Here is a 15,832-nt window from a genome sequence, read left to right as displayed (position 1 = left end):
AACTCTAGGATAATAAAAAGTAGTGCAAATAATAACGAGTTCCTCCAATGGTGATTTTTTCGAGTATAATAAATAAAAATAATAAAGGTAAAAGGTAGGATTAACGTATCGGCAAAAATGATACCAAGCTCATTATCTTGAGTTGGATGCCATAACAAGTATGTAGGGAATTTATATAGATTTAAAAAAAGATTAAATGTAACCTCAAGAATATCAGCGATAAATACTCCAATAGAATATGAGGCAAGAATTGTATGCCAGCTTATTTGCTTTGTGCGAATGATGGCAATGAACCAAATGGAAAAAGCAGCTAATGTAAGTAAATACAACACGGCACTATCGCTCCTTCGTAACAAATCATTCCTATATTATTTGGTACAAAAGTTATTCTATACAAAACATACAAGAAAAACCTCATTGACTTACCACGCTGAACCGTATCATAAATTGAGGCATAAGCAAGGTGTATCATTTGATTCAGAGGAGAATCCTTGTGGTAAAATGCACTGATTATCACAGTTATGGCCATCTTCGCAAAAAAAAGCCTAGCAAGGTGCAGGCAAAACCAATGAAGAATGTGTGGAATTTACTGTCTTCGTACAGTCTGTGGAGAAAGGTTATCGCTATTGTGAAGTCAACGTGGACAAGTCTTCGACTCGGAAATCTCCTTGTTTTCGGTTATTTCGCTTTCCTTCTCCAATGAAGGGAACGTTAAGCCAGTTCTTGGTTATTTATGAGTTACGCTTTGGGCTTTTTGAACAATTCGTCCTGCCACAGTTGATAAAGATAGATGATAAACGCAAAACCGACCATCATAGCAACAATAGCAATGGTAGGCAAAGTCGATTCATTTGAAACAAGCCCCATCCGCTGCCATACCGAGTAAACGATGTACATAAATAACTCATCCAAAAGTATATTGACAGTCAAGTGCTTCCAGGATTTTCCGGAAGTGAAGTGAAAAATCCAGATAACTATAACTAAATATGCTCCATACACCCAAGGAACCGGGACGACTTTATCCCACCCGAACAGACTGGAACCTGTCTCTTTCCACCATCCGTAATGGTAAGCCGCTTGATATGCCAAGGTATGAATAACGGTCATAAATAGAGCTACCGGCATGTACCTGCGTACAGTATCCATTTTCAAAAAAAAAACGAAATTGAAGTGAAAAAGATGACTTTTTATATCAATGTTTGTAAGGTATCTGATTGTGCTCAAAATGCTGTTCAATAAGGTGATAAGGTAGTTGAAACTGAATTCCCACTTAGCATAAATTAACTTAACGTACAAACTCCGCTCTTATTCTGGATGTACTACTATACAAATAACATTGCAACAACATACATTATTATGCGAAGTTAATCTTCACTCAAAGTGACCGAAAGGAGGGATTGATATGTCTTTTGTTCATAGACCAGTTAGACCAGTTAGCGATTTCGCGTTAATCGTCGTGCTGTTCATTCTTTTAGTTATCATTGGTTGCGCGTGTTTTATCTAGTAAGGCAAAGAAGTAGCGAAACTTCTCATCCAATTAGGAACCTGACACCTCCATTATCGATCAGAATAAGGCAAAGGCATTTATTGCCTTTGCCTTTATTATCGCCCTTAGGTTGTGCCATGATTTGGTATTACATCTCTTTAAAAAATAACATCATTTTCAGATGCAACGAATATATTTAGATATGTTACGTACACTCTTGTGGTGAATAATATGTAGCATGTCAATGCATTTTTTCATTTCAGGAGGAAAAAACTAATGAAAATGCCGGGAAAAAAAGCTGCTCGAAATTTTCTTCAACAAACGTTTCCTCAATGTGATGTTGCTTTTTTGGCTGGGAGTGCCGCAAGGGAAGAGTTAACTGAACGTTCAGATTTGGATATCGTTATCCTTGATGAAATGCAGTCATTATCTTTTCGACAATGTTTTATTTGTTTCGAGTGGAAAATTGAAGCGTTTGTTTATAATCGAACGTCCCTATCTTTTGCTTTTGAAATGAGTCGCCTAGAAGGTATTCCTTCGATTCCCCGAATGTGCGCTGAAGGGATCATTTTGAAAGACGATGGGTCAGCAGTAGAAATTCAAGATGTAGCCAAAGAATATATAAGAAATGGTCCTTCTAAATGGACTGAGGAAAAGCAACAACCTATGCGATTTATGATTACAGATTTATTAGATGATTTAAATAGCTATACGAATGACAAAGAAAAAATGTTTGTGGCTTATAAGCTTTTTGATATCGTTGCTGAATTTGTGTTAAGAGCAAATGGCCATTGGATTGGGTATGGAAAGTGGATGTATCGTTCTTTACTTCGTTTCGATAAACATTTTTGTGAACGATATGTAGAAGTCTTTCATATATTTCTGAAGACGGGAAATAGTGAGCCTTTAAGTACATTGATCGATAAAGTATTGGAACGACATGGCGGTAGGTTGTTTGAGGGGTATAAAGAGCCGTTATAGATGAGAACACTGTAACATATTTAATGTTCTTTAACACCTAAATTAGTAGAATAACAATTTTTGTCACGAGAATAAAACGTTTGTTTAATACAATACAAAAAGGGTTGACAATATAAGGACTAAAAAGATTGGAATGCTCTTTTAGGTTCTGGTGCAAAAACTTCAAAAATAATTACAAGTAATCTCTAACTCTTGGACATATTGATACTACTAATCAAAAAAAGTGTGTGATCGTATGGAAAAGGAAAATTTGTTCAAATTGAAGTACTATCAGCCTAAATTGGCTAACCAAGATATGGGTTTTGGTAAAAGCAGATCATTTATATGTTCAACATTTGAAAACGAGAAGACCGAGTATATGATTCAACACTTTTGAAACAGCAAAGCAAATTATCTCTAATAAAGATGTTAAGTTAGTTCAGTTGGTTGATGAAATCATCATAACGGTTGCCCCAACTCTAATCGGAAATGGTATTCCGTTATTTAGAGAGGGAGAATATAAATTAGACCTTTCATTAAAAGGAATGAGAAACTTCAATGAGTTTGTAGAACTCAATTATTTAGTTAAAAACCATTAAAAACCTTTATTGCATTAACGGATGCTTGAGTTTAATAAAGATTAGAAAAAAGCATTGGCTAAACCATTGCTTTTTTCCGTTAATATGGCTGCAAATTAATGCAAAGATAGCGGTACTTTTAGGATGTTTTTAAGTTTTATATTCCTTAACAGAACCTAATAGGGGAACCTCGTTCTTTTTTATTTCCGTTCTGTTAATGTTTGGATCATTGCTTTCATTTCTGCTACCTCTTGTCGTAGTTCTTTTAACTCTGCATTTTTGTTTTCCTCTTCTTCTTCTTCATTCGCTTTTTCTACATTATTAACAATGACCCCAATAAAGAGGTTAAATACAATGAATGTGCCAACTAAGATAAAGATAACGAAATAGATCCAAGACCAAGCAACTTCAGCAAATATGGGCCTCATAACACCACTTGCCCATGATTCTAGCGTGACAACTTGAAATAACGTTAAGAGAGACAGCTGTAAGTTTCCGAAATATTCAGGGGCAACTCCAGCAAATAACATCGTTCCTATTACAGCGAAAATATAGAAAATGATACTCATTAAAATCATTATGTTACCAAGTGCAGGAATTGTCATTAGCAAGGCATCTACAAGGCGACGCAATGAAGGAATAACGGATATCGCACGAAGTACACGAAGCACACGTAAAATCCTGAGCACTGTCACGAAGTGGGCTCCGACAAATACATGACCAGCAGCAACAATCAAAAAGTCAAACCAATTCCAGCTGCTTTTAAAGAAATCTTTTGTCGGACGAGTTGCAATAAAACGCATGGCAATTTCAATTGTAAAGATCCATAGCAGAATATAGTCAATTAAATAAAACCACTCGTAATAAGCTCTATATAAATCAGGGTATGTCTCAAGCCCGACAATAATGGCGTTAATAAGAATAAGAGTTATGATTGTTGCAGTAAATGCACGATGAAATACAATCTTCTGAACGGTACGTACAAATGGTGATTTAGATAGTTCGCTATTTCTAGTTTCCATGTTTGGCGCATCTCCTTAAGAAAACAAATCTAGTATTTATTCTACTAGATTTTGTGTTTACGAAAAAGTGTTTGCTCATTGCTATTATGGAATAATTACGTTTGTTTCGACTAAAACGTATTTTGTTGATTCAGTATGTACAAACAAGTCAAGTTCAATAACTGTGTTGCGTTAATAAAAAAAGGTAAACACATAAGATGTGTCTACCTAAAAAATGTGTTATTGTGTTTTTGTGAACACTTCACCTAGTTCTTTAGATCTTGATATTGCACGTTTCACAGCACTGCACATAGCCTCTTGGCTCTTTCGTTCTCTAAGGATATTAATTCCTGCCTCTGTTGTACCATTAGGGCTCATTACTTCTTCATATAACTCTTTAGAAGATTTGCTAGTTGTTTGGAGCCTTTTTCCTACACCAACAACGGTTTGAGTAATAAGTGCAGATGCCTCTTCAGGTGTAAGACCCGCTTCATGTGCAGCCTGTTCCATTGCTTCAACCAAATAATAAAAATACGCTGGCCCGCTGCCTGCGAGCCCAGTAACAGCATCTAATTTATCTTCCTTTACAATGGTAACCGTTCCTACAGCTGAAAAAAGTTGTTCCACTTCTTTTAGCTGTTGATCCGTTGCATGCATTCCTTTTGTAATCGCTGTTGCAGATTCACCAACCTTTGCTGAGGTATTGGGCATCGTTCTGATGACACCAGCCTTAGATCCTAATAAATCTTCAATATAGAAGGTAGGAATTCCAGCTAAAACCGAGACGAAAAGTTGGTTTGCATTTGTCGCATGGTTAATGTCATCAATCGCCTCTTTCACATGCTTTGGTTTCATTGCCAAAATGACAATATCACCTTGACTAACCGCTTCAATACGATTACTATTCGTTCGTATTCCATACGTGTTCTCAAGATAATGTAACTTTTCTTGATCACTTAAGTTTGTTGCGATGATCTGCTTTGGTTCAACAACTTCTTGTCTTACCAATCCACCAATGATCGCTTCGGCCATTGATCCTGCACCTAAAAATGTTATGGTTTTGTTTTGTAACAACGATTCGCACCTATCCTTTCACTTGTCCCGTTCCATGGACGATATACTTCGTTGATGTTAATGCTTCTAATCCCATTGGTCCTCGAGCATGGAGCTTTTGTGTACTTATACCAATTTCAGCGCCGAACCCAAACTCAAAACCATCAGTAAAACGTGTGGAAGCATTATGGTACACTGCAGCAGCATCTACTTTGTTCAAAAAGTTTGCCACATTTTCTGCATCTTCACTAATAATCGCCTCGGAGTGTTTCGTGCCATATTGATGAATATGCTCAATTGCTTCGTCCAATGAATCAACAACCTTTAATGCTACTTTTAAGTCAAGAAATTCATCGGCCCAATCAACTTCATTAGCTGCCTCTATTCTAGAATTAAAGGACCTAGTTCTTTCATCTCCGACAAAAGCTACATTTTTATCCGAGAGGGCTTGCAATAATGAGTCGAAATGATCAGTTGCCCAGTTTGAATTTACAAGAATCGTTTCAACTGCATTACAAACAGAAGGGCGTTGTGTTTTTGCATTCACAGCTACGGAGATAGCCATGTTGGTATCTGCATTGTGATCAATGTATAGATGGCAATTGCCAACACCTGTCTCTAAAACGGGTACTGATGCATTTTTTACTACTGATTGAATAAGTGACGCACCCCCGCGAGGAATTAAGACATCTAAATACTCATTTAGTGTGAACATTTCTGTTGCCGTTGCTCGGCTAGTATCTTCAATTAGTTGAATAGCTTCTACTGGAATTGTTGTTTTTTCTAACGCGCGTTGGACCACTTTTACAAGTGCTGTATTGGAATGAATGGCAGAAGAACTTCCGCGAAGTAAGACAGCATTGCCAGCTTTTAGACAAAGGCTTGACGCGTCGATTGTCACGTTCGGTCTAGCTTCATAAATCATGCCAATAACTCCAAGAGGAACACGTACTTTCTGAATTTGTAATCCATTTGGACGCTCGATACTTGCTAGACTTTCTCCTACTGGATCTGTTAGTGAAATAACCTGTCTGATTCCTTCAGCCATATCTTTTAACCTTGTAGAAGTTAATGTTAACCGATCAATGATACCTTCATTTGTTCCGTTGTTTCTTGCGATTTGAATATCTTTTTTATTTTCTGTTAATAGGTACTCTTCTTCTTGAAGAAGTTGCTGTGCAATTGCTTCAAGAGCTTCGTTCTTTTCTGTCGTTGTTTTTGTTGCTAGTTCACGGGCACATTCGCTTGCTTTTTTTGCTTTGATTTTCAATTCGTTCATCGTTTCATCGTCTCCTTTATATGTGGAACCCAGTCATTGCGATGAATAACCACAGGTTGTTTATGTTTGGTTGTATCTTTTTTTGATCCTTGCTGTCCTCTAAAATGGTTGCACTCTTCCATAGTCATATTAGCCTTTCCTTTACCAATAAGGCTCCCATTTTCATTGATCACTTCAATTACATCTCCTGTTGTGAATTGCCCTTCTATAGCTACAATGCCAACAGGCAATAAGCTTTTCCCTCGGTGTAATAGTGCTTGTTCTGCTCCTTTGTCAATCATAAGGCGAGCAGAGATCTTTGAATGAAGAGCAATCCACTGTTTTGTTGTTGGCATGACGGCTTCATGTTGAAATGAGCCAATATAAGTTCCATCACCTTTTCCTTCTAAAATATCGGTGAATGTGTCTTTTTTAACACCTTTTCCAATAAAGACGTTTACACCTAATGTCAAGGCTGTTTGTGCGGCGCTCACTTTTGATTTCATACCACCTGTACCGACTTTGGATGTCGATTCCCCGGCTAGAGCGAGTAGGTCATCGGTAACATAAGGTAAATAATGGATTTTTTTGGCGTTTGGATTTGTTTGGGGGTTATCATCATAAAGCCCGTTCACATCAGTCATGATACATAAGGTATTAGCATGAATTAACCCGCTAACAAGGGCAGATAACATGTCATTATCTCCAAATGTCAGTTCCTCGATCGAAGTCGAGTCATTCTCGTTAATAATCGGAATAGCGCCTCGTTTTAATAACTCCGTTAATGTTGAATATGCATTACCATAGCGTGTTTCATCCGAAAAATCTTGCCTAGTTAATAGCAATTGGGCAGGGGTTACCTCATGAATTCCAAACTGTTCAATATAGGCTTGCATGAGCATTGCTTGCCCAACGGCTGCAGCAGCCTGTTTACCAGCAATTGTGACAGGCCTACTTGGATAGCCTAGAGCCTTAAATCCAGCTGCAACAGCGCCAGAAGAGATCACAATCACTTCATGACCGGATTGCTTAAGTTTTGCGATTGCTTTGACAAATTCAGTGACTTTTTCCATACTTAAAGCACCATGCTTTGTCGTCAATGAACTACTACCAATTTTAACAACGAGACGTTGTCGACTCATGATTCTCTCCTCATTTCAATAAATTACTAGATCAAAAAATAAAAGCCCCTCCGTCCTCATCATAATAAGGACGGAAGAGCTTAGTTTCCGCGGTACCACCTTAGTTGGCAAATTGCCCACTCTTACCCGTATCGTGGGGGACGGTCGAGCTTAATAAAAAGGTAAAGTATTAAGCTGACTAGCTCTAGGGCAGGTTCAATGTCATTAGAGGTGGTGACTCTTTCAGCCGGTGAAGCCACTCTCTTTACACATAATGGTCATTTACTAATCCCTATCAACGCTTTTTGTCATGTTTTTTTCCATTATATGAGGGTACGGTCTCGGAGTCAACTCTTACTCAGAAAAAACAATAGTAGATTTTTAATTTTTAGCAAAAAACAGAAAAGTAAATCAATAAAACTAAGGAGCGGAAAGATGAACATAAATAAAACGATTTGGATAACAGGAGCGTCAAGTGGGTTAGGACGAGATCTTGCGCTAGAAGCAGTGAAAAAAGGGTATACTGTTGTTTTGCTAGCCCGAAATATTGATAAATTACAGGAGTTAAAAGGAATAATTGAAGAAAAGGGAGGAAAAGCGTTTGTATATCCGCTTGATGTTAGCCATCCCTTGATGATTGAGGAAAGAACAGCACAGATTATGAAAGAGGTCGGGCAAGTGGACGTTCTAATTAACAATGCAGGTTTTGGGGTATTTGATAAGGTAGAGACAGCTAATATAAACGATGTTAAGGAAATGTTTTCTGTAAATGTCGTCGGTTTGATAGCATTAACGAAGGCTGTTCTCCCGTATATGTTAAAAAACAATCAAGGTCATATAATTAATATTGCCTCTCAAGCAGGAAAACTTTCGACACCGAAGTCAACGGTTTACTCCGCGACCAAACATGCCGTTTTAGGTTTTACAAATGGGCTTAGAATGGAGTTAATGGATACAAAAATTAATGTTAGTGCTGTAAATCCGGGACCTATTAAGACACCTTTTTTTGTGCGAGCTGATCTAGAAGGAACGTATGTTAAAAATGTCGATCGGTGGATGTTACAATCCGAAGATGTCGCCGCTAAGACGATTCAGCTTATCAAAAAGCCAAAACGTGAGCTAAACTTACCTAAATGGATGAATTTTGGCTCCACTCTATATCAAGTTATGCCAAAAGTGATAGAGCGAATTGCTGGCAAGAAGTTGAACCAAAAATAAGTAGAGAGGGAGAAACTTATGGCTAACCGCTATCATTGCTGCGCAACATGTACTCATTTCAGTGCTGAAAAAAAGCAAGGAGGAGGAATGCATTACCGATGCATTCGTTTAGGTTATGAAACAAAGCCGGCCTATACTTTTCATTGCTGGGAGCCAAAAGAGCATGTGAAAAAGTTGATGGAAAAACGAAATCATTCATCCTGATTAGTGAAAAAAGGGTAAATAATATCGTGTAGAATGTCTGGTAAGTTTTCAAATCCTTGTTGTTGTACTTGATCGACAATTTTCTGCAGCAGTTGATTTCCTTCTTCTTTCGTAAGAGGTAGACTAAAACTTTGCTCTGTGTAGGTTTTAATAACATTATCCATTTGTTTTTTAATAAAGCGTTTGTCCATCTTATTCTCACACCAGTCTTTTCAAATTTATCTTTACCAGTTATAGTATATAAAAAGGAAGTTGACGTGACTAGATCATCCTTTTTCAATAAAGCTATCAAACTAGTAACTAAAACCTGTTTATTGTTCTTTAAACAGGCGTGGACTTTTCTAGAGGCTACTCTATTTTCACCACACTTTGTCATAGGACAGAGTGTGTTTTTTTGTCTGATTTAGGTAATGAATAGGAAGGAGTGTTAGTGATGAAGGTCTGGCATTATGCGTTTCTAGTATTTTTAGCTGGATGCTGTTTTGGAATATTATCAACCTTTGTTAAGTTAGCATACGGGGCTGGATTTTCAGTTGGAGAAGTGACGGGTGGACAGTTTCTTGTAGGAACAGTTCTTATCTTCTTGTTGTCCTTGTTCACGAAAAGAACAAAGCTATCATTAAGACAATCTCGAGAATTGCTACTGGCAGGCATGCCTATGGGGTTAACGGGTATTTTCTATTATATTTCATTACAAACACTTGATGCATCATTAGCCATTATATTTTTGTTTCAATTTATTTGGATAGGAGCACTATTGGAATGGATTCTTGAGAAGAAAAGACCTTCACGTGAAAAACTTGTTGCTATCATCATTTTGTTTGTAGGTTCACTTTTAGCAACGGGGCTTTTAGTTGAAGGAAATGTAATATTCTCACTGAACGGAGCAGTCTGGGGGATTCTTGCAGCGATCGCATTTGCTACATTTATTTATGTGAGTGGAACAGTTGGGAAGGCTGTACCGCCTGTTCAAAAAAGCTCCTTTTTATCTTTAGGGGGATTTCTAATAGTTGGTTTATGGTTTCCACCGGTGTTCCTTTTGGACGGTTCAATTGTTACGGGGGTTTTGCCTTATAGTTTTATGTTAGGGTTATTTGGTGTTGCACTTCCACCTCTGTTATTTTCAATTGGTATGCCGCATATTGGCGCGGGTCTTGGAACCATTCTTTCTGCCTCTGAATTGCCCGTTGCCATTATCCTCTCAACAGTTATATTATCTGAAACGATTAATTGGACACAGTGGCTAGGAGTGTTTCTGATTTTAATTGGAATTATTGTAGGGAATATCAAAGTGAAAATGAATAATTCGGATACATCAAGTAAACAAGAAACCACCTTCTAAACCAAATAACAGATGAAATGATTCAAAGAGTCGACTGAAACAAGTCTTTAACATGTCTCAGTCACTCGACTTCTATGAATGAATTTTTGTTATTTTGTTTTGAAATTCAGCAATGATGGCTTCTATGATAGACACTCTTGCTGTTTTTTTATCATTGCTATCTATAATATGCCACTTCGCAAATTTGGTATTTGTTTTATCGATCATCTCCTCAATGGCTTCTTCATACTGATCCCATTTTTCGCGATTTCTCCAGTCCTCATCAGTTAATTTCCATTTTTTAAAAGGATCATTTGCACGTGCTCGGAAGCGAGCAAGTTGCTCATCTTTTGTTATTTGCAGCCAGAACTTCATAATAATATGACCGGTGTCAGCAAGCATTTTCTCAGTATGATTAATTTCGTCATATGCTCTCGCCCATTCTTCATTCGTTGCAAATCCCTCGATTCGTTCAACAAGAACTCGACCATACCAAGAGCGGTCAAAAATGGCGAACTGCCCTTTTGTAGGTAAACTTTTCCAAAAACGCCTCATGTAATGGTATTTTAATTCATGTTCATCAGGGGCAGCAATTCCATGAACTTTGTAGCCACGTGGATCTAAACGTTCTGTGACTCTTTTAATGGCACCGCCTTTTCCTGCTGCATCCCAGCCTTCAAATATAAGAATGACTGGTAAATCTAATTCATAAAGTTCATGTTGCAATTGTAGTAAGTGTAACTGATTCTTTTTTAAAGCTTTCTTGTATTTCTTTTTCGTTGCGAACCGTTGTTTTGAATTTAACAAATAACATCCCCCTCTCTACTTAATCTGAATATATTCAATGTCCTTGCTCAGTAAATACCTGTTTCTCAATCTTATGATGTAGTAATCTGTGATGTTTCATATGTACAAAGCTGAAAATGAAAAAAATCATCACATTAGCCCATGGTTAGGAATAGGATAGTTTATGGGTAGAGGTCCTAATTTAGGTCAATGCAAAGAGAGAAAAAGCTCTAGGTTCAGTAGGTAGATTTTCCTGCTATCACTTGAGCATGAGAAAACTTCCCAAAAGGGGCTGATGATACATGTGTGGTATTACAGGGTGGATTGATTGGCGTCAAGATTTGCGAAAAGAGGAAAGGCAAGTACGTAAAATGGCAGAGACTCTTAATCGGCGAGGACCAGATGATATGAATGTTTGGACATCACCTCATGCTGCTTTTGGTCATGCACGTCTAGTAGTCGTAGACCCGGAAAATGGTATCCAACCAATGAGTCGTACTTATAAAAATAAAACATATACAATGGTCTATAATGGAGAGCTCTACAATACTGAAGATATACGAAAAGAGCTTCTTGTGAGAGGGCATGATTTTAAAGGGCATTCCGATACAGAAGTTCTATTAAAGTCCTATATTGAGTGGGGCCATCAATGTCTAGAAAAGTTTAATGGCATCTTTGCTTTTGCTATTTGGAATGATAAAGATGAGAGCCTATTTATGGCTCGTGACCGACTAGGGGTAAAACCACTTTTCTACACGGTACGTAATGGCTGCTTGCTTTTTGGGTCTGAGTTAAAGGCATTGCTAGCTCATCGTGATATTGAACCAATAGTTAAAACGGAAGGTCTTGCTGAAATTATGGGTCTAGCTCCATCTAGAACACCAGGTCACGGGGTGTATGATGATATAAATGAACTTCGTCCTGCTCATATGCTCATCTATGATCGAAATGGAGCCAACATAAGCCGCTACTGGACATTAAAGAGCAAAAAGCATAACCACACTGTAGAAGAAACAGCTGAGCATGTTCGTTATTTATTAGAGGATACAGTTGAGCGTCAATTATTTGCTGATGTACCAGTAGGGATGTTTCTATCAGGTGGTATAGATTCAAGTGCGTTAACGGCTCTTGCTGCAAAAGTATACGAGAAACAAGGAAAAGGGGCAATTAAAAGTTATTCTATCGATTACGATGAGAATGACAAATACTTTAAAGCAAATGATTTTCAGCCCAATTCAGATGCACCATGGGTCAAAATTGTGTCAGATGCTCTAGGCACTGAACATCATAATAAAGTGATTTCAATTGATGAATTAGCTAATCGTCTAAAAGAAGCCGTCGATGTTCGCGACTTGCCGGGTATGGCAGATATTGATTCATCGTTAATTTGGTTCTGTCATGAAATCAAAGAAGACGTGACTGTTGGGTTATCAGGTGAATGTGCCGATGAAATATTTGGAGGATACCCATGGTTTCATAAACCCGAAATAATGAACATTGATGGATTTCCATGGATGCGCTCTATTGATGAACGTGAAAATCTCTTAAATGATAAATGGAAAAAGAAATTAGACTTAAAGCAATATGTATACCAACGTTATAAAGAAACAATCCAAGAAACACCTACGTTTGATGAGGATACACCTGAAGAGGCAAGGCGACGAGAAATTTCGTATTTAAATATTATTTGGTTTATGACCAACCTTCTTGATCGTAAAGACCGGATGAGCATGGGAGCGAGCTTAGAAGTACGGGTACCTTTCTCTGATCACCGCCTCGTTGAATATGTTTGGAATATCCCATGGGATATGAAACAATTAGCAGGACGTGAAAAAGGGATTCTTAGAAAGGCTTTGGAAGGCTCCTTGCCACATGATGTTCTTTATCGTAAGAAGAGTCCGTATCCCAAAACACACCATCCTAAATATACGGCCGCTGTACAAAAAGGAATGAAAGAGGTATTAGCTCAAAAGGATGCCCCCATTTTTGAATTTATAAATAAGGATGCCTTAAGAGAGATTGCAGATTCAGGCGGGTTCCCAACAGGTCAGCCTTATTTTGGTCAATTAATGGCAGGCCCTCAGCTACTAGCTCATTTTATCCAAATGGATTACTGGTTAAATACGTACAATGTAAAGATAAAAGAATAGTTCAATAGGAGGGCACTAAAAAGGTAAAGCTGACCTTTTCAGTGCTCTCTTACCTGTCACCACGCTAAAAAGAGTCACAACAAAAAAAGTTCGCCAATCATAAAATTTGGTAAGCAAAAATAAATAAAAACTTAACGAATATCATTTTTTTGCATAGTGTATAGGAGGAGTTGGGATGTGGCCGAATCTTGATTCCCCCTAGGGAAGTAAAAACGACTTAAGAGGGTTTTCCCTTTTTTAAGTCGTTTTATTTTTTTGTATAATGTTTTCTTAAGAGAGGAATGTAGATGATAATAGAGGTGGAAGGTTACATAAACTGAATGATAAATGAGGAGGGCATACTGATGGACAGCCGTATTGTCATTGTTACAGGTGCGGGACAAGGAATAGGTGCAGCTATTGCAAAAGCATATGGAGCAAACGGTGATATTGTGATTGTGACAGATATTGACGAAATGAAAGCAAGAGAAACAGCGGCCTATATTGTGAAGAATGGTGGAACGGCTCATTCTGAATTATGTGATGTAAGGCAAGAAGATCATATCATTAAAGTTGTTTCTCGAACTCTACTGCAATTTGGGAAAATTGATATTCTAATTAATAATGCTGGAGTGTCAAAGTTTAAGTCCCCCTTTGATATAACAACAAAAGAGTGGGACGATATCCAACATACAAATGTGCGAAGTGTGTTTTTGTTTTCGAGAGAAGTAGCGAAAGACATGAGAAAACGTAAGAAAGGTTCCATTGTTAATATAGCATCAACGCGTTCTGTTATGTCAGAGCCTCACTCAGAAGCATACGTAGCTTCTAAAGGGGCAGTCGTTGCTGTAACTCATGCATTAGCTGCTTCCTTTCAAGAAGATCGGATACAAGTTAATGCTATTAGCCCAGGATGGATTCACACTGGAGACCAGTTGGAACTAAGGGAAATCGATCATGAACAGCATTTTTTCAAAGCGGGTAGGGGAACCAAACGATATTGCAAGGGCATGTCTTTTCTTAACAGATGAATCAAACCAATTTATTAATGGAGAGAATGTAACGATTGATGGTGGAATGACGAGAAAAATGATTTATGAACAATAAAGGGGTATCCCAAGAGGTTTTTTGACCTTTGGGATACCCCAAAGCAATAAGGCGAACGGAGCCATTGCTATCATTATTTTTATTTAAGCTATTTTTTTAGTCACAGTATTTGCAGAAGTTAGTTGCTTTTCAGAACCTTCTTTAAATGAAGCATAACCCAAGAATATAGCTACTAACAAATAACCAATAGCAAAATCAGGAGCGGCATTAAATGCTAATGCAGGTGCATGCATGAATCCAATAAATGATAAGAATGCAGCAATGCAAGAGAAGATAATTGCTTGCTTAAAGTTCTTATCAATTATTGCAACAGTCATTGCTCCAAGTAAAATTGCGGTAAACATCGCACCTTGCCCAAGCGGAACAATTCCAGTAGAAATTCCTGCTACGACTTCTCCTGCAGCATTATTAAAACGGGTCATGACATAGTTTGCAAGGTAAGGTAACATTGCAATAGCCACAGCCGGATAATATTTTTTGTCATTTGACAGAAACGCTGTACCAACCATAGACATCCCAACAAATACTAGAATTGGAGCAACAGCTGCAAGGGGAATTATAGCTGAGAATGCTGCAATTACTCCAGTCATAGCTGCGATACCAAACACAATTGCATTTAAAATACTATATCCACGACCTGCGCCCATCTGTTTTGAACCTACTGTTGCAATATATACAGTTGTAGGGAACAAACCTCCGAATAAGGCTCCAATCATTGTACCAACACCGTCTACCGCTTGACATTTACGTACATCATATGAATCGCCAGCAGCTGCCATTGCATCAACATTGTTCATCGTTTCAATGGCATTATATAATGTAATAGGAATCAGAACAGCTAATATTCCTATTAAGGCACCGAATAAATATGTCATACCTTCAAAAGGAGCTAGTGTAGGTAATATAGGATAGAAACCAATATTAGCTAGTCCATCTGTAATTTGACTTGGAGACTGATAACCGAGAGCAAATGCTAAAATGGTTCCAGTTAACACTGCAAACAACGACGCAGGAATTTTAAATGGCATTGCAATTTTCGCAACAATCCCAACAAGAATAATAGCTAATGAAACAAGTCCAACCACAGGAATTGAGAACGTATTAAAAAGCATTTCACCTGCAACAAAGGTTAAAGCAACACCAGCAATCGCTCCGAGCATAGCTGCCCGTGGCAAACGATCACGAACCCAGTTTCCACTGAAGCTGACAAGGACTTCAACAAGTCCACTTAATAGTGCAGCAGCAACCCCAATTTTCCATGCAAGCTCAGGATCGCCAGTTAATGCATTAGCTGGTGCTAGAACTCCAAATAAGAACACAAACATAACAGGTGTACTAATACCATAAGATAGAGCTGTAACGTCGGTTCGTCCTTCTTTTTCAGCTAATCGTTTGGCCATGTAAGCATAATACAAATTTCCAACCATAACAGCAACAGCAGCACCTGGGATAACTTTACCAAAAACAATACTAGCCGGAAATCCCATTCCTAGCATTGTGACTGCAATTACAACAAAGTTAGCTAGGTTATTTTGAAATAAAGCAAAGAATGCATCTGTATCTTCTTTTTTATATAACGGATAATGAATAACTTTTGTACTCATGGTGTC

The 15,832-nt window shown here is 37.9% G+C and carries 15 protein-coding genes, 1 pseudogene and 1 other annotated feature; of the genes and pseudogenes, 7 read left to right on the top strand and 9 right to left on the bottom strand.

The genetic code is table 11. The annotated features are described in order from the left end of the window. Together SAY88_RS20030 and SAY88_RS20025 are read right to left on the bottom strand one after the other, a co-directional pair. Positions 1 to 332: hypothetical protein (locus SAY88_RS20030; protein ID WP_332633921.1), on the bottom strand; the 332-nt coding region annotated here is incomplete at its 3' end. A gap of 406 nt (positions 333 to 738) precedes the next feature. Further along, complete coding sequence (locus tag SAY88_RS20025; RefSeq protein ID WP_332633920.1) at positions 739 to 1,107, bottom strand: hypothetical protein; 369 nt, start codon at positions 1,105 to 1,107, stop codon at positions 739 to 741. A 295-nt stretch (positions 1,108 to 1,402) separates the two neighbouring features. Between SAY88_RS20025 and SAY88_RS20020 the strand changes: the two genes are divergently transcribed. Beyond that, the gene (locus SAY88_RS20020) at positions 1,403 to 1,504 is read left to right on the top strand and encodes a YjcZ family sporulation protein (protein WP_332633919.1); all 102 of its coding nucleotides are present in this window, start codon (positions 1,403 to 1,405) and stop codon (positions 1,502 to 1,504) included. A gap of 258 nt (positions 1,505 to 1,762) precedes the next feature. Further along, positions 1,763 to 2,467, top strand: a complete 705-nt coding sequence (locus SAY88_RS20015; RefSeq protein WP_332633918.1) for a nucleotidyltransferase domain-containing protein — start codon at positions 1,763 to 1,765, stop codon at positions 2,465 to 2,467. 757 nt (positions 2,468 to 3,224) lie between these two features. On the opposite strand, the gene SAY88_RS20010 is transcribed toward SAY88_RS20015, so the two are convergent. The 4 genes from SAY88_RS20010 to proB all read right to left on the bottom strand — a co-directional run bounded on the left by SAY88_RS20010 (position 3,225) and on the right by proB (position 7,478). Continuing rightward, the gene (locus SAY88_RS20010; protein ID WP_332633917.1) at positions 3,225 to 4,046 is read right to left on the bottom strand and encodes an ion transporter; all 822 of its coding nucleotides are present in this window, start codon (positions 4,044 to 4,046) and stop codon (positions 3,225 to 3,227) included. A gap of 219 nt (positions 4,047 to 4,265) precedes the next feature. Then, entirely contained in the window at positions 4,266 to 5,099 is an 834-nt protein-coding gene (gene proC, locus SAY88_RS20005) for a pyrroline-5-carboxylate reductase (RefSeq protein WP_332633916.1), read from the bottom strand. Between the two features lie 10 nt (positions 5,100 to 5,109). Beyond that, a complete protein-coding gene (locus SAY88_RS20000; protein ID WP_332633915.1) occupies positions 5,110 to 6,357 on the bottom strand; it encodes a glutamate-5-semialdehyde dehydrogenase in 1,248 nt (415 codons plus the stop codon). Further along, entirely contained in the window at positions 6,354 to 7,478 is a 1,125-nt protein-coding gene (proB, locus tag SAY88_RS19995) for a glutamate 5-kinase (protein ID WP_332633914.1), read from the bottom strand. Before proB ends, SAY88_RS20000 begins: the two co-directional genes overlap by 4 nt. A 63-nt stretch (positions 7,479 to 7,541) precedes the next feature. Further along, positions 7,542 to 7,765, bottom strand: a binding site (T-box leader). A 127-nt stretch (positions 7,766 to 7,892) separates the two neighbouring features. Between proB and SAY88_RS19990 the strand changes: the two genes are divergently transcribed. Then, positions 7,893 to 8,675, top strand: a complete 783-nt coding sequence (locus tag SAY88_RS19990; RefSeq protein WP_332633913.1) for an SDR family NAD(P)-dependent oxidoreductase — start codon at positions 7,893 to 7,895, stop codon at positions 8,673 to 8,675. A gap of 18 nt (positions 8,676 to 8,693) precedes the next feature. Beyond that, positions 8,694 to 8,879 (top strand): hypothetical protein, encoded by a 186-nt coding sequence (locus tag SAY88_RS19985; protein WP_332633912.1) that lies wholly within the window; start codon positions 8,694 to 8,696, stop codon positions 8,877 to 8,879. On the opposite strand, the gene SAY88_RS19980 is transcribed toward SAY88_RS19985, so the two are convergent. After that, entirely contained in the window at positions 8,867 to 9,070 is a 204-nt protein-coding gene (locus SAY88_RS19980; RefSeq protein ID WP_332633911.1) for a YqzH family protein, read from the bottom strand. The genes SAY88_RS19985 and SAY88_RS19980 overlap by 13 nt on opposite strands. A gap of 242 nt (positions 9,071 to 9,312) precedes the next feature. Between SAY88_RS19980 and SAY88_RS19975 the strand changes: the two genes are divergently transcribed. After that, complete coding sequence (locus tag SAY88_RS19975; protein ID WP_332633910.1) at positions 9,313 to 10,221, top strand: EamA family transporter; 909 nt, start codon at positions 9,313 to 9,315, stop codon at positions 10,219 to 10,221. A gap of 72 nt (positions 10,222 to 10,293) precedes the next feature. Here SAY88_RS19975 and SAY88_RS19970 read toward each other — a convergent pair whose 3' ends face one another. Continuing rightward, positions 10,294 to 11,007 carry a polyphosphate kinase 2 family protein gene (locus tag SAY88_RS19970; protein ID WP_332633909.1) on the bottom strand — a complete coding sequence of 238 codons (714 nt, stop codon included), beginning with the start codon at positions 11,005 to 11,007 and terminating at the stop codon, positions 10,294 to 10,296. Positions 11,008 to 11,288: 281 nt separating this feature from the next. Between SAY88_RS19970 and asnB the strand changes: the two genes are divergently transcribed. Together asnB and SAY88_RS19960 are read left to right on the top strand one after the other, a co-directional pair. After that, positions 11,289 to 13,136, top strand: a complete 1,848-nt coding sequence (gene asnB / locus SAY88_RS19965; protein ID WP_332633908.1) for an asparagine synthase (glutamine-hydrolyzing) — start codon at positions 11,289 to 11,291, stop codon at positions 13,134 to 13,136. A gap of 344 nt (positions 13,137 to 13,480) precedes the next feature. Next, positions 13,481 to 14,222, top strand: a pseudogene (locus SAY88_RS19960) (SDR family NAD(P)-dependent oxidoreductase). Positions 14,223 to 14,305: 83 nt separating this feature from the next. On the opposite strand, the gene SAY88_RS19955 reads toward SAY88_RS19960, so the two are convergent. Further along, positions 14,306 to 15,826 (bottom strand): NCS2 family permease, encoded by a 1,521-nt coding sequence (locus SAY88_RS19955; RefSeq protein WP_332633907.1) that lies wholly within the window; start codon positions 15,824 to 15,826, stop codon positions 14,306 to 14,308. Positions 15,827 to 15,832: the final 6 nt, after the last annotated feature.

This window comes from Halalkalibacter flavus (assembly GCF_036663575.1).
Classification (GTDB): domain Bacteria; phylum Bacillota; class Bacilli; order Bacillales; family Bacillaceae_D; genus Halalkalibacter; species Halalkalibacter flavus.
Note: the sequence above shows the minus strand (reverse complement) of the source record. Positions and strands in the feature narration are given on the sequence as shown.